This window comes from Pseudomonas sp. TH04 (assembly GCF_016651355.1).
Lineage (GTDB): Bacteria > Pseudomonadota > Gammaproteobacteria > Pseudomonadales > Pseudomonadaceae > Aquipseudomonas > Aquipseudomonas fluorescens.
Window position 1 is genome coordinate 2,839,217 of sequence record NZ_JAEKEA010000001.1, and the last position, 23,135, is coordinate 2,862,351.

The window sequence follows — 23,135 nt, forward strand, 5'->3', positions numbered from 1 at the left end:
CGATAAAGAAATAACTGTTCAGATTTTATCCAATTCAGCCTTTATCCAGTCATCGAGAGCGGGTATCATGCCAACCCTTTTTCGAACTCTAATGATCCGGCCCCACAACAGGGAAGTCCTATGTCGGCGGTACGCATCGGCCCATACACATTGCCAAACGGTTTGATTCTCGCCCCGATGGCGGGCGTCACCGATCAGCCCTTTCGTCAGCTGTGCAAGCGTTTGGGCGCGGGTCTAGTAGTCTCTGAAATGGTCACCAGCGACATGAGCTTGTGGAACACCCGCAAATCGCGGATGCGCATGATCCACGAAGGTGATCCCGAGCCCCGCTCGGTACAGATCGCCGGTGGTGATGCACAAATGCTGGCGGAAGCAGCGCGGGCCAACGTGGAGTTGGGTGCGCAGATCATCGATATCAACATGGGCTGCCCGGCCAAGAAGGTCTGCAACAAGGCCGCCGGTTCCGCGCTGTTGAAAGATGAGCAATTGGTTGCCGAGATCCTGCAGGCCGTTGTCGCCGCAGTGGATGTACCGGTCACCCTGAAGATTCGTACCGGTTGGGACCGGGACAACAAGAATGGCCTGACGGTGGCGAAGATCGCCGAACAGGCAGGAATTACCGCGTTGGCGGTGCACGGCCGCACCCGCGCCGACCTTTACACCGGTGAAGCCGAGTACGACACCATTGCCGCGATCAAGCAGGCGGTGTCGATGCCGGTGTTTGCCAATGGCGATATCGACTCAGCCGAGAAAGCCCGGCGCGTGCTGCACGCAACCGGTGCCGATGGCTTGTTGATTGGCCGGGCCGCCCAGGGGCGTCCATGGATTTTTCGTGAGATCGAGCATTTTCTGCGTACCGGCGACGTGTTGCCGGCACCGGAGCTGATCGAGGTGGAACGTATTCTGCTAGAGCATCTGGCCGCCCTGCACGCCTTCTATGGAGACGTGATGGGAGTACGCATTGCTCGCAAGCATGTCGGCTGGTATCTCGCAACCTTGCCGGGCGCCAGGGAGTTTCGCGCCCACTTCAATCGTTTGGATGATACGGAAGCACAGTGCGCCAACGTTCGTGAGTTTTTCAGCGAACGTTACAAGAGCCTGGGGACAGGGGACGGAGAGGGGGTGGCCGCATGACGATGATGACCGAGACTTTAGTGAGTGGAACAACACCCGTGAGCGACAACGTCAATTTGAAACAGCACCTGAACACACCGAGCGAAGAAGGCCAGACCCTTCGCGGGAGTGTCGAGAAGGCGTTGCACAATTATTTCGCCCACCTTGAGGGCGCTTCCGTCACGGACGTGTACAACCTGGTGCTCTCCGAAGTCGAAGCGCCCTTGCTCGAAAGCGTGATGAACTACGTCAAGGGCAACCAGACCAAAGCCAGTGAGCTGCTGGGCCTCAACCGTGGCACCTTGCGCAAAAAGCTCAAGCAGTACGATTTGCTGTAAGCATTCAATCAAACCAGAAAGGCGCCCGCGTAAAAACGGACGCCTTTTTTGCTGACTCCTTTGCTTTTGATGGAAATTGAAATGACCGACCAGACTACCCGCCTGCCGATCCGCCGTGCCTTGATCAGTGTCTCCGACAAGACCGGGATCCTTGAATTTGCCCGGGAGCTGGAAGCCCTGGGCGTGGAAATCCTCTCCACGGGCGGGACCTTCAAGCTGCTGCAGGACAACGGCGTGGCCGCAGTAGAAGTCGCGGACTACACCGGTTTCGCAGAAATGATGGACGGGCGGGTCAAGACCCTGCACCCGAAAATCCACGGCGGGATCCTCGGTCGTCGCGGTATCGACGACGCCATCATGACCGAACACGGCATCAAGCCGATCGACCTGGTGGCCGTTAACCTTTACCCGTTCGAAGCCACCATCAACAAGCCAGGCTGCGACCTGCCGACCGCCATCGAAAACATCGATATCGGCGGCCCGACCATGGTTCGCTCCGCGGCCAAGAACCACAAAGACGTGGCCATCGTGGTTAACGCCAGCGACTACGCCAACGTGCTCGAAAGCCTGAAAGCCGGCGGCCTGACCTACGCCCAGCGTTTCGACCTGATGCTCAAGGCGTTCGAACACACTGCCGCCTACGACGGCATGATCGCCAACTACATGGGCACCGTGAACCAGGCGGCTGAAACCCTCAGCACAGAAGGCCGCAGCCAGTTCCCGCGCACCTTCAACAGCCAGTTCATCAAGGCCCAGGAAATGCGCTACGGCGAGAACCCGCACCAGAGCGCGGCGTTCTACGTGGAAGCCAAACCGGCCGAAGTCGGCATCGCCACCGCGACCCAGCTGCAAGGCAAAGAGCTGTCCTACAACAACGTGGCCGACACCGACGCCGCGCTGGAATGTGTGAAGAGCTTCGTCAAGCCGGCCTGCGTGATCGTCAAGCACGCCAACCCGTGCGGCGTGGCCGTAAGCCCGGACGCTGAAGGCGGCATTCGCCAGGCGTACGAACTGGCCTACGCCACCGACACCGAATCCGCCTTCGGCGGCATCATCGCCTTCAACCGCGAGCTGGATGCAGAAACCGCCAAAGCCATCGTCGAGCGTCAGTTCGTCGAAGTGATCATCGCCCCTTCCGTGAGTGAAGAAGCCCGCGCCATTGTTGCCGCCAAAGCCAACGTGCGCCTGCTGGCCTGCGGTGAGTGGTCGGCTGAGCGCGCCGCTGCCTGGGACTACAAGCGCGTCAACGGCGGCTTGCTGGTACAGAGCCGCGACATCGGCATGATCGGCAGCGAAGACCTCAAAGTCGTCACCAAACGCGCCCCGACCGAGCAAGAGATCAACGACCTGATCTTCGCCTGGAAAGTCGCCAAGTACGTTAAGTCCAACGCCATCGTCTACGCCAAGAACCGCCAGACCATCGGTGTCGGCGCCGGCCAGATGAGCCGCGTGAACTCGGCACGTATCGCCGCGATCAAGGCTGAGCACGCCGGTTTGCAGGTGGCTGGCTCGGTGATGGCGTCCGACGCGTTCTTCCCGTTCCGTGATGGTCTGGACAACGCTGCGAAAGCAGGGGTTACCGCCGTGATCCAACCGGGCGGTTCGATGCGTGATGCAGAAGTGATTGCCGCTGCCGACGAAGCCGGTATCGCCATGGTGTTCACCGGCATGCGCCACTTCCGTCACTGACAGATTTGATACCAAGTGGGCACTGGCTTGTGTAAGCGCTGGCTTGCCTGCGATGCAGACAGCTCGGTGTTTCAGTGCGACCGGGTTGATGCTATTGCAGGCAAGCCAGCTCCCATAGAAAAGCAGCCCACAGTGCTTCCAAGAATTGAGCGTCATCCGAGGGTTTTGAAATGAATGTTTTGATCATTGGCAGCGGTGGCCGTGAACACGCCCTGGCCTGGAAAGTTGCCCAGGACCCACGCGTCCAGAAAGTTTTCGTCGCCCCTGGCAACGCCGGCACCGCCATTGAAGCCAAGTGCGAAAACGTCGCCATCGACGTGCTGGCCCTTGAGCAGCTTGCTGATTTTGCCGAAAAGAATGTTTCCCTGACCATCGTCGGTCCGGAAGTGCCGTTGGTTGCCGGCGTCGTGGACCTGTTCCGTAGCCGTGGCCTGGATTGCTTCGGCCCGACTGCCGGTGCTGCGCAACTGGAAGGTTCCAAGGCGTTCACCAAGGATTTCCTGGCACGCCACAAGATCCCGACTGCGGACTACCAGAATTTCACCGAGATCGAGCCGGCCCTGGCTTACCTGCGTGAAAAAGGTGCGCCGATCGTGATCAAGGCCGACGGCCTGGCCGCCGGTAAGGGCGTGATCGTTGCGATGACCCTGCAGGAAGCCGAAGACGCCGTGCGCGATATGCTCGCTGGTAACGCTTTCGGTGATGCCGGTTCCCGCGTCGTCATCGAAGAATTCCTCGACGGCGAAGAAGCCAGCTTCATCGTGATGGTCGACGGCAAGAACGTTCTGCCGATGGCCACCAGCCAGGACCACAAACGCGTCGGCGACGGCGACACTGGCCCGAACACCGGCGGTATGGGTGCTTACTCCCCTGCCCCAGTGGTCACCGCCGAAGTACACCAGCGTGTGATGGACCTGGTGATCTGGCCGACCGTGCGCGGCATGGCCGACGAAGGTAACGTGTACACCGGCTTCCTGTACGCCGGCCTGATGATCGACAAAGCCGGTAACCCGAAAGTCATCGAGTTCAACTGCCGTTTCGGCGACCCGGAAACCCAACCAGTGATGCTGCGTCTGCAGTCGAGCCTGGTGCTGCTGGTGGAAGCGGCCCTGGCCCAGGCACTGGACAAGGTTGAAGCACAATGGGACCCGCGTCCGAGCGTCGGCATTGTGCTGGCGGCCGGTGGTTACCCTGCCGACTACGCCAAAGGCGACGTGATTGAAGGCCTGGATGCAGCGGCTATGCTGGAAGGCAAGGTGTTCCATGCGGGCACCGCGCTCAAGGACGGCAAAGTTGTAACCGCAGGTGGCCGTGTGTTGTGCGCCACCGCAATGGGTGCCAGTGTCGACGCCGCGCAACAACAGGCGTACAAACTGGCCGCAAAAATCGACTGGAAAGGTTGTTTCTACCGCACGGACATCGGCTACCGCGCCATTGCCCGTGAACGTGGCGAGAACAGCTGAACAGCTACACTTGAGTAGCTATCCGTTCGGTTAGGTAAGGGCCTCTGGCCCTTGCCCTACGCATGTCGCCCCGCGCATAGTTAACCCGTGCATCAACCTACGAAGGGATTTCGCCGTGCGCTGGCTCAGGATCGCCATAGGTTTCACAGTCAGTCTGCTGACCCTGCTCTGCTTGTTCCCGGCCCAGGCCGCCGCACAAGGCAGTGGTTGGGCAGTCTTGCTTGATGAACAGGCCGACCTGCAACTGAGCGACATTCGCTCCGCCCGCTACACCAATCAATTCAGCCCCATCGAACTGGACCGGATTACCGCTGCAGAGCCGGACGGTGCGTTGTGGGTACGCTTCAAGCTGCAACCCGGCAAGCACGAGCAAGTGCTGCGGGTATTCGCCCCGGACCTGTCCCAGCTGAGCCTCTATGTACTGGACGGCGACACCCTGGTGGAACAACAAAGCACCGGCACCCGCCAGCCCCAGGCGGAGCGCCCGCTGCCCAGCAGCGATTTCATGCTGCCGATGCCCCAGAGCCAGAAGCCACTGGACGTTTATCTGCGCCTGGTCTCGGAACACGAACTGCGCCCCTATATCACCCTGGAACCGGCCGTGCTCGCCGCCGCCGATCAGACCCAGACACTGATCTATGGCCTGCTGTTCGGCTGCCTGCTGATGCTGATCCTGCACAACCTCACTCGCTTCGCTTACCACCGCTCGCGCAGCAGCCTGTGGCTGGCGGCCTGCGAGCTGCTGTTGATGCTGAGCCTGGCGTTGTTGCTCAACCTGGTGGGGCCGTGGCTGCCGAACTGGCACGCGATCCAGACCCCGGGCGCCTACCTGGCCCTGCTGCTGACCGCGCCCTGCGGGTTGATGTTTGCCTACCGATTCTTCATGCCCTTGGGCCCGCACCCGCTGAACAAGCTGTTGATGGCCGACATCCTGCTGATCGTGCTGTGCGGCCTGCTGCTGTTGTTCGTCAACACCTTGCCGCTGAACATCATCACCTACGCCCTGGTGGCCCTCGCCGGGCTGAGCATGTTGTTTATCTCGGCCTATCACTGGCAGAAAGGCTACCGGCCGGCACGCTTGTTCGTGGTGGCGATGGTGGTGTTCAACATCGGCACATTGATCATCCTCCCTGCCCTGCTCGGCCTGACGCTGGTGGCGCCGCAAGGTTTGATCGTCACCCTGCTCGGGTTTATCTGCCTCAGCGGCCTGCTGATGAGCCTGGCCCTGGGCGAACGCCAGCGCGCGATTGTCGAGGCCCGCTTCAGCCTCAGCCGTGACCTGGCGGCCAGCAACGCCGAGATCGCCGCCAAGGCCGAGTTCCTGGCGAAGATCAGCCACGAAATCCGCACGCCCATGAACGGTGTGCTCGGCATGACCGAGTTGCTGCTCGGCACGCCGCTGTCGGTAAAGCAGCGTGACTACGTGCAAACCATCCACAGCGCCGGTAATGAACTGCTGACGCTGATCAACGAGATCCTCGACATCTCCAAGCTGGAGTCCGGGCAGATTGAGCTGGACGACGTGCAATTCGACCTCAACGCCTTGATCGATGACTGTTTGAGCATCTTCCGCGCCAAGGCCGAGCAGCAGAACGTCGAACTGATCAGCTTTATCCAGCCCCAGGTGCCGCGAGTGATCAGCGGCGACCCGACCCGCCTGCGTCAGGCACTGTTAAGCCTGCTGGAAAACGCCCTGCAAAAAACCGATGAAGGTGAAGTGCTGATCGTCGTCGCCCTCGACGAACGCAGCGTCAAGCCGCGCCTGCGCATTGCCGTGCAGGACAGCGGCCTGCCGATGGAAGCCGCCGAGCGCGACGCGCTTTTGCACAGCGAACTGCACAGCAAGAACTTCCTCTCGGCCACGCGCTTGAGCGGCCATCTGGGCCTGGTGATCGCGCGTCAATTGATCCTGTTGATGAATGGCGAGTTCGGCATCAAGAGCGGCAGCCACCAGGGCAGCACCCTGTGGCTGACCCTGCCATTGGACCCGGAACGCCTGGAGCATCCGACGTCCGACCTCGACGGCCCGCTCAAATGCGCACGGGTGTTGGTCGTGGACGACAACGACACCTGTCGCAAAGTGCTGGTGCAGCAATGCACGGCCTGGGGCCTGAACGTCAGCGCCGTGCCGTCCGGCAAGGAAGCCCTGGCCCTGTTGCGCACCAAAGCTCACCTGCGCGATTACTTCGACGTGGTGCTGCTGGATCAGAACATGCCCGGCATGACCGGTATGCAACTGGCGGCGAAGATCAAGGAAGACCCGAGCCTGAACCACGACATCCTGCTGATCATGCTCACCGGCATCAGCAACGCGCCGAGCAAGATCATCGCGCGCAACTGCGGGATCAAACGCATCCTCGCCAAACCGGTAGCCGGCTACACGCTCAAGACCACCCTGGCCGACGAACTGACCCAGCGCAGCAAAGGCGCAGTGCCGCCGCGCCCTGCCCTCACTGCGCCGACAGCCGTGACCGTGCCCAGCGACTTCCGCATCCTGGTGGCTGAAGACAACAGCATCTCCACCAAAGTGATTCGCGGCATGCTGGGCAAGCTCAACCTCAACCCGGACACCGCCAGCAACGGCGAAGAAGCGCTGGAGGCGATGAAAGCCCAGCGTTACGACCTGGTATTGATGGACTGTGAAATGCCGATCCTCGATGGCTTCTCCGCCACTCAGCAACTGCGCGCGTGGGAAGTCAGCCACCAACGCATTCGCACACCGGTGGTCGCGCTCACCGCACACATCCTCTCGGAACATAAAGAGCGCGCGCGCCAGGCCGGAATGGATGGGCACATGGCCAAGCCGGTGGAGTTGTCGCAATTGCGCGAGCTGGTTGAGTTTTGGGTGGCGCAGCGTCAACAGCGACCTGAGCACGCACCGTCCTGACCGCAAACACACCCAATGTGCGAGCGGGCTGGCTCGCGAAGGCAGAGTGTCAGTCAATGCATCGTTAACTGATCCAGCGCATTCGCGAGCAAGCCCGCGCCCCCCTATGATCGGCGCCGCCTGATAGACTCTCCCCACTTCCCCCGCCTGTGAGCCGCGCCCATGCTCCATGTGTTATTCAGCGTTTACCTGAAGATGCTGGTGCTCTACAGCCCGTTTTTTGTGCTGTCCTGCTTTATCAGCCTGACCCGTGGTTATTCCAGCAAGGAGCGCAGGCGCCTGGCCTGGAAAGTGGCGTTGGCAACGCTGGTGTCGAGCGTATTGCTCTACCTGTTTGGCCGGGTGATTTTCAGTGTGTTCGGTATCACGGTGGACGCCTTCCGCATCGGTGCCGGCAGCGTGCTGTTTATCTCAGCCCTGGGCATGGCCCAAGGCAAGTCAGCGGTGCAGACCGACAATGTGCAGCAGGACGTGACCATTGTACCGCTGACCATCCCCCTCACCGTTGGCCCCGGCACCATCGGTGCACTGCTGGTGATGGGCGTCAGCCAACCGCATTGGGATGACAAGATCACCGCCATCCTCAGCATCGCCCTGGCCAGCCTCACGGTGGGCGTGGTGCTGTATTTGTCCAACCGTATCGAACGCATTCTCGGCGACCAGGGCTTGCAGATTGTCAGCCGGTTGATGGGGTTGTTCGTGTGTGCGCTTGCCGCGCAAATCATATTTACCGGGGTGCGCGGCTACCTGGTGCCTTAAATCCGATACTGGGCGATTGCCGACTGCACCTTGTCTCCCGCGCTTTCGCGCATCAGCTGCAGGGTCTTTTCGTTGACCACCGAGGTATTCAGCAGCAGGCACGTCTGCCCGCTGAAGGCCTCAAACGAGGCGCTGTCCCACTCCAGAAAAGGCACGCCGACCTGTTTGCTGACGCCGTGACTGCTGTAAGTCACTAACACCATCATCACTTCGCCATCGGTCTCGGCACACGAGGCCAAGCCGAAATCACCGCCCTGATGCACCGTGCTGTTGCGCTTGAACAACTCGAAGGACGCGGGTTGCTGCTTCATGGCCTCCAATGCGTCGGCTGCCAGCTTCGGCAGCGCTGCCAGCAGTGGCATGGCCAGCGACGTCGACGCCAGCATTGCCGCGATGATATTAAGCGCGGCCGTTTGCACCGTCAGGCCCTTGCCCGAGCTTTTGACCCGCTCGAAGCTGCTGCGCACCGGCAACCAGCCCAGGCTGATCATCACCTTGATAAATTCGTCGTACCACGCCTCCGTGCCGCGTTTTACTTTCAACACATCGCTGACATAACCACTGGCCAGCAAATAGCTTTTGCGGATGTACTCGCGGTTCAGCGCAGACATACCCTCGATAAACGAGATAACACCGTTGTTCACCACTGCCGCATTGCAATCATCCTCAGTGTCCAGCGGCGAAGAGGGCGTGATTGCCGGCGCCCCTGGCAGCTTGTAGGCGGCAATCAACTTGCGCCTTTTCGCACTGATGATCCTTTTGTGATATCGCTCCATTTTCCGTTCTCCACAAGCACCCCACATGGGGCTTGCCCCCACACTAGTCGAGTCGCAGGTGCGCTCGCCAGACGACAAACATCGCTTGGCACAACCGGCGAAAAAGCGCCCCCCAGCAATAACGACGCGCCTCCGTGGGCCTTCCCTGTTTCAGCGACAAAAAAAGAAAAAGCCCCGAATAACGGTCGGTTTTCACCCGGCGTTACTCGGAGCTTTCCTGCTTACGGCAGACCGCTTTCAGCCGGCGGGTTTCTCGCCATACCAGCGCGGCGTGTACACCCACTCGCCGCCACCGGCCCGCGCAAACGCGCAGGTGGTGGACGAGCCGATCAGCACCATGGTGCGCATGTCGACCTGCTCAGGCGTCAGCTGCCCCAGCGTGGTGACACGCAAGGTCTGGCCCGGTCGACCGATGTCACGCCCCAGCACAACCGGCGTCTGTGGCGTGCGGTGCACTGCGACGATTTCCAGCGCGCGCCCCAATTGCCACGGGCGCGAGCGCGAGATTGGGTTGTAGAACGCCAGGGCCAGGTCGGCCTGGGATGCCAGGTCCAGGCGCTTTTCAATAATCGACCAGGGCTTGAGGTTGTCCGACAGCGACATCACGCAGAAGTCATGCCCCAGCGGCGCCCCCGCCTGAGCGGCGGTGGCCAGCGAGGCCGAGACGCCCGGCAGGATCTCCAGATCGACTTGATGCCAGGCCGGGTCGCTCGACGCGTGCAACGCCTCGATGACCGCCGCTGCCATCGCAAACACGCCGGGGTCGCCGGACGACACCACCACCACTGAGCGCCCTTGCGCCGCCAGCTCAAACGCATGCCGCGCGCGCTGCATTTCTTCGCGGTTATCGGTGCAATGCTGCACCTGATCATCACGGAACGGCCCGGCCATGCGCACGTAGGTTTCATAGCCCAGCACATCGGTGCAGCGCGCCAGTTCCGCCTTGACTGCCGGGACCATCAACTCGGCCGCGCCCGGGCCCAGGCCAATCACCGCCAGACGCCCACGCGGCCGGCCCACGCGCGACAGGTCCAGAGGTTGCTCTGCAACGGTGATGACGATGTCCGCGTCTTGCTCAACGTCAGCGAACCGCAACGGCACCCCTAATTGCAGTGCAGCGTCGTGCAAGGATGCGTCAGCCATCTGCGTAGCACTGGCCAACAGGCAGGCCAGGGATTGCACAGCAATGCCCGCAGCGTGCAAGGCCGCCCGCACACGCTCGGCCAATTGCGCCGCCGGTTTGCAGGTGACACACACCGTCTTCGGATAAATCAGTAATTCGTGGTCCGCCGGCACACGCTGGGCGCTGCTCACGTGAATCGCCAAGCGTGCGTGCTGATCCTGCGGCAGATTGGCCTGATCCAGCCACGGCGCCGCGCCTTCAATGCGCACGCGTTCTCCGGCGAGCACGTCCGAGACGAAGCGTTTGCCCAGCTCCAGGTCGGCCAGTTGGTAACCCGCAGGCGGGTTGAGCAGGCAAGTGCCGAAACGCAGCTCGCCACTGGTCGTGATAGCAGCGGCAACGCCCAATGCAGCCGCGATGTCTCGCGCCATGAGGTTCACACCGCCCAAACCACCGAGCAACGGCACCACGGCACTGCCATCTTCAGCAACGGCCAGCACCGCAGGCTCTTCACCCTTTTCGAGCAATAGCGGCGCCAGGGTACGGATGATGATGCCGGCCGCGCACAGGGCGATCAGCGGCGTACCTTGTTGGTAAAGCTGGCGCAACGTCGCGCCGAACTCGCTGTACGTGTGGTCCGCGCCTTCGACCCTACCGGCCAGGCCATGGATCAGCGCGCCCGGGTAAACACGCTGGAGCTTGCGCGCAGTCGCCAGGCTGCCCTGGCCCAGGATGACAATCGCCGGGCGCATCAACCTTGCCACCTTTCGCCCGGCACGATGATCAGCGAGAAGTACGGCGAAGACGCCGGGTCGACCTGATCCAGCGCCACGATTTTCTGGTTAGCCATGGTCGCGCGTTCTACGTACAACGCGCGTTCGGCCATGCCGAGTTCCTCCAGTACCTGGCGCACTTTGGGGAAGTTGCGGCCCAGCTTCATGATCACCGCCGCATCGGCATCTGCCAGGCGCCGCTTGAGGTCATCCGCGGGCAACACACCAGAGAGCACCGACAGGCTCTGATTGCGATACACCAACGGTGCGCCGAGCACCGAGGCGCCGCCGAGCATGGAGCACACGCCGGGGATCACTTGCGCCTCATAACGCTCGGCCAGGCGGTCATGCAAGTACATGTAGGAGCCGTAAAAGAACGGGTCGCCTTCGCAGATCACGGCGACATCGCGGCCTGCATCCAGGTGGGCGGCCACGTCGAGACTGGCGTTGTCGTAGAAGTCGCTGATGATTTGTTCATAGGACATCGGTGCCGGCAGCACTTCAGTGGTCACCGGGTACACCAGCGGCATCAGGGTCTGCTGCGCCACCAGGTGGTCTTCGATGATACCGAAGGCATTGCCCTTCTTGCCCTTGGCCACGAAGTACGCCACCACCGGCGATTCGCGGAGCAGGCGCAGGGCCTTGAGGGTAATCAGTTCCGGGTCGCCGGGGCCCACACCCAGGCCAATCAACCGTCCACGTGCCTGCATTATTCGACCTCCGTGGCCAAGGCGTTGACTGCGGCGGCGGCCATCGCACTGCCGCCGAGACGGCCTTGCATGATCACGAACGGTACGCCACGGCTGTCGGCCGCCAGCATCGCCTTGGATTCAGCGGCGCCGACAAACCCTACCGGAAACCCCAGGATCAACGCCGGTTTCGGCGCGCCGGCGTCGAGCATTTCCAGCAGGTAGAACAAGGCGGTCGGCGCGTTGCCAATGACCACCACGCTGCCTTCCAGGTGCGGGCGCCACAGCTCCAGCGCAGCGGCGGAACGGGTGTTGCCCAATTCCCGCGCCAACGCCGGCACGCTGTCGTCGCGCAAGGTGCAGATCACTTGATTATTGGCCGGCAGCCGCGCGCGGGTCACGCCTTCGGAGACCATCCGCGCATCACACAGGATCGGCGCGCCAGCGGCCAACGCATCGCGCCCGGCCTTACCCGCACCGTTGGAGAACTGCAGGCCGTCGATGGCCTCGACCATGCCGCACGCATGAATCACGCGTACCGCGAGTTTTTCCAGGTCGGCCGGGATGCGGTCCAACTTGGCTTCCGCGCGAATAATGGCGAAGGAGTTGCGATAGATCTCCTGACCGTCGCGGATGTAATCAATCATCGGTGTTGCTCCGTGAGCGTGCGCGTAACAGGGCGCCCGCCGCTTCAATGGAAAGAGTGCGCGCGTGCAGCCGGCCGAAACCTTGCGCGGCTGCCTCGCGAAAATAGACGTCGTAGTGGCCGGGGCTCACCGCCAGCAAGGTGACCGGCGCGACATGCGCAGCGGCGCAGGAACGCAGGCAGCCGGACAGGTGCACGTCATGGCCGGGTTGCAGGGCCGCCAGTTGCACGGCGTCGGCCTTGGTGTCGGCCAGGCCTTTGCCACAGCCGCTTGAGCCGGTACAGGCGATCATGCGTGCCAGCGGTTGCTCGACCGAGCAGAGAAAGCCCAGCTGCGCCAGACGCTCGGTGACGCTGGCGGCGTTATCCGTGTGTACGTTGGGCAGCAGCAGACCCTGCCAGGGCGTGAAACGCAGCGTGCCGTCGCCGTAATCAGTGGCCAGGTTGGCGGCGCCCTTGAGCATGCTTGAGTCGAGCCGCCCCAGTGGTGCAACGACGGCGACGTAGACATGATCGTGTTGGCGCTGTGGATAACTACCCAGATGCAGCAGCGCCCCGCTGGCCGGGCGTTTGAAACCATCAACCGGCAGCAACGGCAGGCTTAGACGGCTCAAGAAGTTATCCACAGGCAAATGCCGCATCCGGGTTTGCGCAGGCGTCGCCAGGTCGAGAAACCGCTCCAACACCGCCACCACCAACGCATGGCCCTGCGCCAACGGCACGGCGGCCAGCGGCGCATCCAGCCCGGGGCAGCCGGCCAGACCAAACGCTAGCAGTGTCTCGCCCTCGCGTTCAAAGGCCGACAGCCACAGGTCATGGTGGTGTTCGAGCATCGCCAGGGCTTCGCCGCCATCCAATTGCACAGCGAACTTGGCCGACAGCGCATGGAAGCGAGGATGGTCTTGCAGGGTGGCGAGGATCTGGTCGGCCAGCGGGCGGGTGTCGAACAGCATGTGCGGATCGATACCGGCGCTGGGGCTGAGCATCAGGTTGCGCACGTCGTCACCGGCGGCGTTGTTCGGGCCCAGGTCGGCGGCAAGGAGCATTGCGATCAAGGCGTCCTGCTCGGCGCCGATCCCGCGAATCTGCACGTTGGCGCGGTTGGTCGCCTCGATCACCCCACCCGCATAGGCCTGGGCGGCGTCCGCTACCGCATGGGCCTGGCTGGCGCTGATCGAACCGCCGGCCAGTTTGATCCGGCAAATGCCGCCATCCAACGCCTGGACGATACGCAGCAACCCCGGACAAGCCGAGGGGCGCAAGGTGTTCAGAGTAGGCGTTGGGTTCACGGGGCTACCGGTTGACGGGTAAAGGCGCGGTATTATGCCTGCTTTGTCCGGCGGCATGAAAAGCCTGCCCGTCGGATGTCGTTCAAGGAATTCATATGTCGCCCTGGCTGACGGTAGTAGGCATCGGTGAAGACGGCTTCAAGGGGCTGGGCAGAAATGCCCGGCATGCCTTGTTGCAGGCCTCCCGGATTATAGGCGGCCAACGTCAGTTGGACCTGTTGCCGGTGTGCATTCGTGGTGAACGCCAGCGATGGCCGAGCCCGTTTTCCCTGGAACCGGTGCTGGCGCGGCGCGGCGAGCCGGTGTGCGTGCTGGCGAGCGGCGACCCGATGTTCTACGGCGTGGGGGCCAGCTTGGCGCGGCAGGTGGCCGCTGAGGAATTGCTGATTTTGCCGGCGCCTTCGTCCGTATCCCTGGCGGCGGCGCGCTTGGGTTGGGCGTTGCAGGAGGTGGTGACCGTGTCCGTGGTCGCCCGGCCGCTGGCGGCGCTGAATGCGCACCTGGCCAGTGGTGCACGCCTGCTGGTGTTGAGCAATGACGGGCGCAGCCCTGCGGCGATTGCCGCGCTGCTGGTTGAATCCGGCTTCGGACCAAGCCGTATCAGCGTGTTCGAACACCTCGGCGGCAAAGATGAGCGGCGCATCGAGGGCTTGGCGCAGGCGTGGCAGCACGCCTCGGTGGCCGACTTGAATGTGGTCGCCATCGACTGCCTGGCCGACGCCAATACCCCGCGCCTGTCGCGCCTCGCCGGTCTGCCGGATACGGCGTTCAAGCACGACGGCCAACTGACCAAACGCGATGTGCGGGCCATGACGCTCGCGCGGCTCGCGCCCATGCCCGGCGAATTGCTCTGGGATGTGGGCGCCGGGAGTGGTTCGATCGGTATTGAATGGATGCGCGCGCACCCAAGTTGCCGTGCGCTGGCCATCGAGGCCGACGCAGGGCGCCAAGGCCTGATCGAACATAACCGTGACGCCCTCGGTGTGCCCGGTTTGCAATTGATTCGTGGCAAGGCACCGGACGTGCTGCACGGCCTGGAAGCACCGGACGCGATCTTCATCGGCGGCGGCGTCACCCGCGACGGCGTGCTCGACACCTGCTGGCAGCACCTGCGCCCCGGCGGGCGTCTGGTCGCCAATGCGGTAACCCTGCAAAGCGAAATGACCCTGATGGCCTGGCGCGCCCAACACGGCGGCGAGTTGACCCGTATCCATGTGGCACAGGCCCAGCCGCTGGGCGAGTTCGACACCTGGCGCCAGGCGTTGCCGATTACCCTGTTGGACGTGGTTAAGCCCCTATGAAACGCATCCTGCTGCTGGGCGGTGTGACTGAAGCACTGGCCATTGCCCGCACGCTGGGGCCAGAGCATATCTACAGCCTGGCGGGGGTTGGGCGTGTGCCCACCGATCTGCCCTGCCAGGTGCGCGTTGGCGGCTACGGCGGGGCTGAAGGCCTGGCGCAGTTTGTGCGCGCTGAAAATATCAGCCTGATCCTGGATGCCACGCATCCCTACGCGGCACAGATCAGCCAGAACGCTGCCCAGGCTGCCCGATTGTGTGGCATTCCGTGCTGGGCATTGCGCCGCCCGGCGTGGCAGCCGCAGGTGGGGGATGACTGGCGTGAAGTCAGTGATTGGGCTGAGCTGATCGAGGCGATGCAGCCCTTCAAGCGGCCACTTTTCACCTTGGGCCGCGAGCCGTTGCAGCACCTCGATGAAATCCCCGCCGACCAATTCTGGACGCTGCGCGCGCTGGATGTGTATCCGGGAAATGCACGCTGTGAAGTGATCGGGGCGCGTGGGCCGTTTCTGATCGAGGATGAGCGCGCACTGTTTGAGCGGCGTGGGATTGATGTGCTGATCAGCAAGAACAGCGGCAGCACGGCCACTGAGCCGAAGCTGGAGGTGGCGCGGGAGCTCGGAATACCGGTGCTGGTATTGAAGCGTCCCGTGCTGGCTCTGGTGGATCGAGCGTTCACCTCCGTGGCTGCGGTGCTACAGGCCGTCAACCCGCTGTAAACACCACCTATCCAGGGTGGGAGCGGGCTTGCTCGCGAAAGCAGCGTGTCAGCCAGCACATCAGGTGACTGACACGGCGCCTTCGCGAGCCAGCCAGCGCCCACAGGGTTCAGGGTCAGCCTGGATGTCGCGACTCACCGGCAAAATTGGCAATCTGTGGTTCCCGACTATCATGAAGGCAACCACTGCGACACCAAACCACACCGCGCTTTTTTACTTATCCTTACCGATCAGGCTAAATACCCACCTGATCGCTTAACCCTACGGATTGTCCGCCATGGCCCGTCAACGCTTTGCAATTGCCTGGATCGCCTGCTTTGCAGTGCTGTTCAACGCCTTTGCCATGCCGATGGCCAGCGCGATGCAGCAGTCCAGCGACCCCCTCCAGCAATTGCTGTGGGGCAGCTTTTGTTCCTCCAATGGCGCCAGCCTGAAAACCATTGCCCTGGGCAAACTGGAAATTCCGGCGCCGCAGCAGGACGATCATTCCACCATGCAGCATTGCTGGTGTTGCTCGGGCTCCGCGCCATTAGTGGCGTTGCCGGGGCATGTGCCGCAGTTGTATGTCACGCGGTTTGCCGCCGCACAGAGCCTGCCACCGCCGTCATTGCAAGCCCCGACCCCGCGCCAGCAATGGCCGAGCCTCAACCCGCGCGCCTCTCCAACGGTCTGATTTGTTCGCAAGTGAACTGCGTTTAGAACCGTTCTGGAGAACTGCCATGCTCAAATCTTCCCTGCTTCTGGCTGCGTTGCTGCTGCCGGTGTTCAGTGCTGCCAATGCCGATGACTACAAAGCCGGCGACCTGCTCGTCAGCGACCCCTGGTCCCAGGAGTTGCCGCCGAATGCGCCCACGGTCGCGGCGTATTTCGTGATCCATAACACCGGTGTTACCCCGGACCGCCTGCTCAGTGTCGAAACGCCAGTGGCCGACAAGGCCGAGCTGCATGAGCATGTGATGCAGGGCGACTTGATGAAGATGCAACAAGTGCCCAGCGTTGCCGTACCAGCCAAGGGTGACTTGACCTTCGCACCGATGGCCTATCACGTGATGTTGCTGGGCCTGAAAGACCGCAGCCTGCTGACCGATGGCAAGCAATTCCCACTGACCCTGACCTTCGAAAAAGCCGGCAAGGTACGCGTGGACGTCTCGGTACAAAAAGCGCCACCGATGGCCGGCCACGAGCATATGCACGCTCAATAGGCCAACCTCGATGGGCGCCCCACGCGCCAGGTTTTCCGCGCCGCGCCGCAGGCCCATGAGCCTGATGCGCGGCAGTTGGATCAGCCTGTTCGCCATGCTGATGATTTTTATCGGTCCGCTGATTTCCCAAGCGATGCCGATGGATCATCACGCCGGTATGTCGATGAGCATGTCCATGCCCATGGACATGCCCGGCTGCCATGGCGAACCCAAGCACAGCAAAGCGCCGGACGAACACCACGTCCTCTGGGAAAAATGCGGCTATTGCAGCCTGCTGTTCAGTTGCCCGGCCCTGCCCGGCAGTGTGTCCTATGTCACCCTCGGCACCCCGCCGTCGGCTACCGCCCTAACCCCCGCCCCGCGCCTGGGCCATGCCCGGCAGAGCATCTTCCCCGGCGCCCGCAGCCGCGCCCCGCCCGTCGTCGCGTAAGCACCTCACTGCGTTACTTCACCCCGGCCGACTTTAGACAGACAGCCGCAGGCTGCTGGCCGTGTTGTTTACGAATGATTGATGGAATTTTTCATGTCCAGGTTTTCTGCTGACACCCGTATGGGATGCACCCCCGTTTTCGCTGTTCTGCTTGGCACACTGTTGGTGCCACAGGCACAGGCTGAAGATCACGAATTGAGCCCCACCGTCATCACGGCGATCGCGCCCAGCTCGCCGCTGACCGTGGTTACCAACCCGAAAGACCCGCGCCAGCCAGTGCCGGCCAGTGACGGCGGCGACTACCTCAAGACCATCCCCGGCTTCGCCCTCGTGCGCAACGGCGGTACCAACGGCGACCCGGTGCTGCGCGGCATGTTCGGCTCGCGCCTGAATATCCTCACCAATGGCGGCGTGATGCTCGGCGCCTGCCCGGGCCGAATGGATGCGCCCACCTCGTATATCTCGCCGGAGACCTACGACAAGCTCACGGTGATCAAAGGTCCACAAACCGTGCTCTGGGGCCCGGGCGCGTCGGCCGGTACTGTCCTGTTCGAGCGCGAGCCGGAGCAGTTCGGCGAGTTGGGCACACGGGTCAACGCCAGTGTGCTGGCCGGCTCCAACGGGCGCTTCGATAAAGTCATCGATGCCGCCGCAGGTGGCCCATTGGGTTATGTGCGAGTGATCGGCAACCAGGCGCATGCCGACGATTACAAAGACGGCAACAACCACACCGTCGCCTCGCGCTACGACAAGTGGAATGGCGACGTCGCCGTCGGTTTCACCCCCGACGCGGATACCCTGCTGGAACTCACCGCCGGGCGTGGCGATGGCGAAGCACGCTACGCCGGGCGCGGCATGGACGGTTCGCAGTTCCTGCGCGAAAGCCTGGGGCTGCGCTTCGAAAAGTCCAATATCGGTGAGGTGCTGGATAAGGTCGAAGCCCAGGTTTACTACAACTACGCCGACCATGTGATGGACAACTACAGCCTGCGCACTCCGTCAGGCACCGGGATGATGGCTGGCCCCATGGCCTCCAACGTCGACCGGCGCACCTTGGGCGCGCGGATCAAGGCGACCTGGCGCTGGGCCGATGTGCAGCTGATCGGCGGCCTGGATGCGCAGACCGACGAGCACCGCCAGCGCATGGGCATGGGCATCGACACCTATAAGGATGTGCCGCGTAACAAGGACGCCAACTTTCATAATTACGGCGTGTTTGGCGAACTGACCTGGTACGCCGCGGACCGCGATCGCCTGATCAGCGGCGCGCGCCTGGACCGTGCCTCAGCCAAGGACTTCCGCCAAACCACCGGCTCGGGAATGATGGCCCGCCCCAACCCGACCGCCAACGACACCCGCACCGACACCTTGCCATCGGGCTTCATGCGTTATGAACACGACCTGGCCGACAGCCCCACCACCCTCTATGCAGGCCTTGGCCACTCGGAACGTTTCCCGGATTACTGGGAGCTGTTTTCCCCCAACACCGGCGCGGTAGGTTCGGTGAATGCCTTCGACGGCGTGAAGCCGGAGAAGACCACTCAGCTCGACTTCGGCGCCCAGTACAAAACTGCCGACCTGGAGGCCTGGGCCTCGGGTTATGTCGGCCAGGTGCGCGATTTCATCCTGTTCGACTACAAGCCCGGCATGATGGGTACCACCTCCCAGGCCCGCAATGTCGACGCGCGGATCATGGGCGGCGAACTCGGTACGGCCTACAAGTTGACCCAGAACTGGAAGGCCGACGCCACGCTCGCCTATGCCTGGGGCAAGAACAGCAGCGACGGCAAGGCACTGCCACAGATGCCGCCGTTGGATGCACGGTTCGGCCTGACGTACAGCCAGGACGACTGGAGCGCCGGCGCCTTGTGGCGAGTGGTCGCGGCGCAAAACCGTATCGACCAGAACAAAGGCAATGTGGTCGGCAAGGACTTCGACAAGAGCGCCGGCTTTGGTGTGTTCTCGCTGAACGCCGCGTACCGCATCAATAAAAACTTCAAGGTCAGCACCGGCGTCGACAACCTGTTCGGCAAAGCCTACGCCGAGCACCTGAACCTGGCCGGCAACGCCGGGTTCGGCTACCCGGCCAACGACCCGCAAGCCATCAAGGAGCCGGGGCGCACGCTCTGGACCAAGGTGGACATGAGCTTCTAACCGCATCGGGAGCAAGCCCCCTCCCACATCTGGGAGGGGGCTTGCTCCCGATGGCGGCATAACTGACCCAAAAAAATAATGCCTTGCGGAGCACCCTGATGACCACTCAAAAGATTTCCTTCTACAACCTCGCCTGGCGCTGGCACTTCTACGCCGGGCTGTTCGTCGCGCCTTTCATGGTGCTGCTGGCACTGACCGGCATCATCTACCTGTTCAAACCCCAGCTTGACCCACTGATGTATGGCGACCTGCTCAAAGTGCAAAGCGCCGAGCACGCACTGAGTGCCGACGAGCAATTGCAGAGGGCCCAGGCAGCTTTTCCCCAAGGCAAAATCAGCAAGTACCTGCCGCCAGCCGACGCCACCAGCAGCGCGCAATTTGTGATGCAGGCAGGCGGGCGCGACGTGACGGTGTTTGTTGACCCGTATCGCGGCACCGTACTCGGCGAACAGGATGCAAAAAACAACCTGCAGGCCATCGCCCGGGCCCTGCACGGTGAGCTGATGATCGGCACCGTGGGTGATCGCCTGGTGGAGCTCGCCGCCGGTTGGGGCGTGATGCTGGTGGTGTCCGGCGTGTACCTGTGGTGGCCTCGCGGCAGGTCGTCGGCCGGTGTGTTGTGGCCACGGTTCAGCCGCAGCGGCCGGGTGTTCTGGCGTGACATGCATGCGGTTGCAGGCTTCTGGGGCGCGGCGTTTCTGCTGGTGATGCTGCTCAGCGGCATGACCTGGACCGGCTTCTGGGGCAAGCAATACGCCGAACTGTGGAACACCTTCCCAGCGGCGATGTGGAACAACGTGCCGCAGTCTGACCAGCAGGCACGCGTCCTCAATACCGCCAGCCAACAAACCGTGCCCTGGGCCATGGAAAATACGCCGATGCCGATGTCCGGCGACCACGCCGAACACATGAAGCACGGCGCCATGAACAGCGCACCGGCCGCGCCGGCTGTGCGCCTGCAACAAGTCGTCGACCTGGCCACCGCACGCAAGGTCGAGCCCGGCTACAGCATCACCTTCCCGACCACTGCCGACGGCGTGTTCACGGTCGCGGTATTTGCCAACGACCCGCGCAACGACGCCACCCTGCATGTGGACCAGTACAGCGGCAAAGTGCTGGCCGATGTGCGCTGGGAACACTACAACACCGTCGCCCGCGCCACCGAAACAGGCGTGATGCTGCACGAAGGCAAGATGTTCGGCTGGGTGAACCAACTGATCGTGCTGCTGATTTGCCTGCTGATTTTGCTCAGTGCGGTCAGTGGTGTGGTGATCTGGTGGAAGCGCCGGCCACAGGGCGGGCTCGGCGTTCCACCGTTGCGCCATGACCTGCCGACGTGGAAAACCGCGGTGGTGATCATGCTCGCGCTGGCGATCATTTTCCCTTTGGTGGGCGCCTCGTTGATCGTGGTGTGGGCAGTGGATCGCCTGGTGTTGGCGCGCTTTTTCAACCCACATGAATCCGCCTCAGGTTCGGCATGAAACAGGCGAGATGCCCAGCACAGAGCCCTTCTGTAGCCTTGCGCGACCTTTGTCCCGCAGCCAATAAGTGTTAACTTATAACACTTTCTGCGTTATCGTTGCTCGCCGCGCCCTGCGGCGAGCACCTCCCAAGAAGCGATAGATCGACCCATGAACAAGTACTTCGCGTGCGGCCTGTGCCTGCTCGCTTTGCATAACAGCGCCCAGGCCCTGACCCTGCCCGCCAGCCCCGTGACCGCGCCGGCCGTGGATGATGAACGCGTCGACTTGAATACCCCGACCACCGCCGGCTCGCGCCTGAACCTCACGGCCTTGCAAACGCCGGGCAGCGTCGAGAGCCAGACCGGCGAAAAAATCCGCCAACGCGGCGACGCCAGCGTGCAGGACGCCATCTCCCGCGCCACCGGCATCACCCGCACCGGAACACCGGGCGACGGCGGTACCTCGTTACAGGCACGCGGTTTTACCGGGCAAAGTTCGGTATTGCAGTTGTACGACGGCCAGCGCATGTTCGATGGCGCGGGCACTTCCACCTTCCCGGTGGACACCTGGTCGGTTGAGCGCGTGGACGTTCTGCGCGGCCCGGCTTCGGTCATGTATGGCCAGGGCGCCACGGGCGCGGTGATCAACACTCTTTCGAAGAAGCCGTTTGAAGGCCAGATCGAAAACCACATCCGTCTCGGCTACGGGTCCTATGACCGCCAGCAGCAAGCCCTGGACAGCGGCGGCTCGCTGACCGACACGCTGAGCTATCGCCTGAACATCAACCGCCTGCGCAGCAACGGTTTCATCGACCGTAGCGACTCGGCCAGCGACTTCGTCAGCGCCGCCCTGCGCTGGCAACCGGCCGACAACCTCAGCGTCACCCTGGCCCACGACTATGGCGACCAGCGCCCACAGAACGACTACGGCACCCCGCTGATCAACGGCCAGTTACACAAAAGCCTGCGCGCCAAGAACTACAACGTCAGCAACAACACACTGCACTACAACGACCAATGGACGCGCCTGACCAGCGCGTGGCAGATCAATGACAACGTCACTGCCACCAACGAGCTGTCGTACCTGAAAAACCAGCGCCGCTGGCAGAACGCCGAGAGCTATAACGATGTCGACGGTGGCTTGGTGCGCCAGAACTACCTGGGCATCAAGCACAACCAGGAACAGGTCGGCGACCGCCAGACCTTCACGTTCAAACACACGCTGTTCGGCCTCGACAGCCAGACCGTGACGGGCGTCGAGTACAACCGTATTCGCTTTCATCTGGTCAGCAATGCGCCCTTCGACGACTTGCCGGGCGGCGGCCAGCCGGTGGACATTCAGCACCCGGTGCCACAACCGTTTGTCAGTGACAGCCCATTTATTGCGCAGTCCGTTACCACCACCAAACAGCTCGCCGCCTTTGCCGAAAACCGCCTGCAACTCAGCGACAAACTCTCGTTGATCACCGGCGTGCGCCGCGACTATCTGCACATCGATAGCAATGATCTAACAACCGCGAACAGAGACGCCGACACAACCCTGACCGGCAATAACTGGAAAGCCGGACTGGTCTACGCGATCACTCCAGACATTTCGGTCTACGGCCAGTACGCCACCAGCACCGACGGTGTCGGCAGCCTGATCAGCCTGAGCCCGAGCCAGCAGCAGTTCGGTTTGTCCACCGCCAAACAGGCTGAAGTCGGCTTCAAGCAGGCGTTCTGGGACGCGCGTGGCGAATGGACCCTGGCGGCTTACCACATCGTCAAACAGAAATTGCTGGTGAGCATTCCCGGCACCGACCTCAAAGAACAAGTGGGTCAGCAATCGTCCAACGGCCTGGAGGTCAGCCTCGACCTGCAGCTGCCCGACGCTTGGCAACTGCAAGCCAACGCCGCCATCGTGCGCGCGCAGTACGACGACTTCTCTGAAGTGGTTAACGGCCAGGCGATTTCCCGCAACGGCAACCGCCCGGTGGATGTCCCCAACCGCACCGCCAACCTGTGGCTGAGCAACGCCGTGACCGACGATATACGCGCCGGTGCTGGTGTGCGTTACGTCAGCGCCCGTTATGCCGACACGGCCAACACCCGTGAAGTGCCGAGCTACACCGTGGCCGACGCGGCCGTGTCGTGGAGGGCGATGCGCAACACCACGCTGGGCCTGGAGCTGAACAACCTGTTCAACCGCACCTATGCGGTCAGCCAGTACAACAACGGTCAACAGTGGCTCCTGGGCGAGCCGCGCTCGTTTTTTGTCACCGCGGACTACACCTTTTAACGGCTACCCCAGGGGCTCATGTGCGAGCGTGCTCCCACCTTTTTTGA

General features: G+C 62.5%; 19 protein-coding genes. 14 read left to right on the plus strand and 5 right to left on the minus strand.

All coding sequences use genetic code 11. The features are described 5' to 3' along the window. The first annotated feature begins 120 nt into the window (after positions 1–120). The 6 genes from dusB (at position 121) to JFT85_RS12930 (ending at position 8,249) form a co-directional block, all read left to right on the plus strand. Positions 121–1,134, plus strand: a complete 1,014-nt coding sequence (gene dusB / locus JFT85_RS12905) for a tRNA dihydrouridine synthase DusB (protein ID WP_053254129.1) — start codon at positions 121–123, stop codon at positions 1,132–1,134. Further along, positions 1,131–1,451: a DNA-binding transcriptional regulator Fis gene (gene fis / locus JFT85_RS12910; RefSeq protein WP_002555375.1), complete on the plus strand. Its 321-nt coding sequence runs from the start codon at positions 1,131–1,133 to the stop codon at positions 1,449–1,451. Before dusB ends, fis begins: the two co-directional genes overlap by 4 nt. Before the next feature lie 81 nt (positions 1,452–1,532). Further along, positions 1,533–3,140 carry a bifunctional phosphoribosylaminoimidazolecarboxamide formyltransferase/IMP cyclohydrolase gene (gene purH / locus JFT85_RS12915; RefSeq protein WP_053254128.1) on the plus strand — a complete coding sequence of 536 codons (1,608 nt, stop codon included), beginning with the start codon at positions 1,533–1,535 and terminating at the stop codon, positions 3,138–3,140. 170 nt (positions 3,141–3,310) lie between these two features. Then, positions 3,311–4,603 carry a phosphoribosylamine--glycine ligase gene (purD, locus tag JFT85_RS12920; protein WP_078827686.1) on the plus strand — a complete coding sequence of 431 codons (1,293 nt, stop codon included), beginning with the start codon at positions 3,311–3,313 and terminating at the stop codon, positions 4,601–4,603. Positions 4,604–4,718: 115 nt separating this feature from the next. Continuing rightward, positions 4,719–7,490: a hybrid sensor histidine kinase/response regulator gene (locus JFT85_RS12925; protein WP_078827685.1), complete on the plus strand. Its 2,772-nt coding sequence runs from the start codon at positions 4,719–4,721 to the stop codon at positions 7,488–7,490. 162 nt (positions 7,491–7,652) lie between these two features. Then, positions 7,653–8,249, plus strand: a complete 597-nt coding sequence (locus tag JFT85_RS12930; RefSeq protein WP_003217330.1) for a MarC family protein — start codon at positions 7,653–7,655, stop codon at positions 8,247–8,249. Here the strand turns inward: JFT85_RS12930 and JFT85_RS12935 are convergent. From JFT85_RS12935 to cobG, 5 genes are all read right to left on the minus strand, one after another. Continuing rightward, complete coding sequence (locus tag JFT85_RS12935; protein WP_069550919.1) at positions 8,246–9,025, minus strand: hypothetical protein; 780 nt, start codon at positions 9,023–9,025, stop codon at positions 8,246–8,248. The genes JFT85_RS12930 and JFT85_RS12935 overlap by 4 nt on opposite strands. Positions 9,026–9,262: 237 nt before the next feature. Then, entirely contained in the window at positions 9,263–10,900 is a 1,638-nt protein-coding gene (gene cobJ / locus JFT85_RS12940; RefSeq protein ID WP_201229945.1) for a precorrin-3B C(17)-methyltransferase, read from the minus strand. Beyond that, the gene (locus JFT85_RS12945; RefSeq protein WP_053254123.1) at positions 10,900–11,631 is read right to left on the minus strand and encodes a precorrin-2 C(20)-methyltransferase; all 732 of its coding nucleotides are present in this window, start codon (positions 11,629–11,631) and stop codon (positions 10,900–10,902) included. Before JFT85_RS12945 ends, cobJ begins: the two co-directional genes overlap by 1 nt. Next, on the minus strand, positions 11,631–12,257 hold the full coding sequence (locus JFT85_RS12950; protein ID WP_053254122.1) for a precorrin-8X methylmutase: 627 nt from the start codon (positions 12,255–12,257) through the stop codon (positions 11,631–11,633). The genes JFT85_RS12945 and JFT85_RS12950 overlap by 1 nt, the downstream gene beginning before the upstream one ends. Continuing rightward, positions 12,250–13,602: a precorrin-3B synthase gene (gene cobG / locus JFT85_RS12955; RefSeq protein WP_201229947.1), complete on the minus strand. Its 1,353-nt coding sequence runs from the start codon at positions 13,600–13,602 to the stop codon at positions 12,250–12,252. Before cobG ends, JFT85_RS12950 begins: the two co-directional genes overlap by 8 nt. 38 nt (positions 13,603–13,640) lie before the next feature. On the opposite strand from cobG, the gene cbiE reads away from it, so the two are divergent. The 8 genes from cbiE (at position 13,641) to JFT85_RS12995 (ending at position 23,088) form a co-directional block, all read left to right on the plus strand. Further along, positions 13,641–14,846 carry a precorrin-6y C5,15-methyltransferase (decarboxylating) subunit CbiE gene (gene cbiE / locus JFT85_RS12960; protein ID WP_201229949.1) on the plus strand — a complete coding sequence of 402 codons (1,206 nt, stop codon included), beginning with the start codon at positions 13,641–13,643 and terminating at the stop codon, positions 14,844–14,846. Further along, complete coding sequence (locus JFT85_RS12965) at positions 14,843–15,562, plus strand: cobalt-precorrin-6A reductase (RefSeq protein ID WP_069550917.1); 720 nt, start codon at positions 14,843–14,845, stop codon at positions 15,560–15,562. Before cbiE ends, JFT85_RS12965 begins: the two co-directional genes overlap by 4 nt. A gap of 277 nt (positions 15,563–15,839) precedes the next feature. Further along, on the plus strand, positions 15,840–16,235 hold the full coding sequence (locus JFT85_RS12970) for a DUF2946 domain-containing protein (protein ID WP_053254118.1): 396 nt from the start codon (positions 15,840–15,842) through the stop codon (positions 16,233–16,235). A gap of 46 nt (positions 16,236–16,281) precedes the next feature. After that, complete coding sequence (locus tag JFT85_RS12975; protein ID WP_053254117.1) at positions 16,282–16,764, plus strand: copper chaperone PCu(A)C; 483 nt, start codon at positions 16,282–16,284, stop codon at positions 16,762–16,764. 64 nt (positions 16,765–16,828) lie between these two features. Then, the gene (locus JFT85_RS12980; RefSeq protein ID WP_053254116.1) at positions 16,829–17,194 is read left to right on the plus strand and encodes a DUF2946 domain-containing protein; all 366 of its coding nucleotides are present in this window, start codon (positions 16,829–16,831) and stop codon (positions 17,192–17,194) included. A gap of 93 nt (positions 17,195–17,287) precedes the next feature. After that, the gene (locus JFT85_RS12985) at positions 17,288–19,348 is read left to right on the plus strand and encodes a TonB-dependent copper receptor (protein WP_069550916.1); all 2,061 of its coding nucleotides are present in this window, start codon (positions 17,288–17,290) and stop codon (positions 19,346–19,348) included. 98 nt (positions 19,349–19,446) lie between these two features. Then, positions 19,447–20,829, plus strand: coding sequence for a PepSY-associated TM helix domain-containing protein (locus JFT85_RS12990; RefSeq protein WP_069550915.1), 1,383 nt, complete (start codon positions 19,447–19,449; stop codon positions 20,827–20,829). Between the two features lie 150 nt (positions 20,830–20,979). Continuing rightward, positions 20,980–23,088 carry a TonB-dependent receptor gene (locus tag JFT85_RS12995; protein WP_201229951.1) on the plus strand — a complete coding sequence of 703 codons (2,109 nt, stop codon included), beginning with the start codon at positions 20,980–20,982 and terminating at the stop codon, positions 23,086–23,088. Positions 23,089–23,135: the final 47 nt, after the last annotated feature.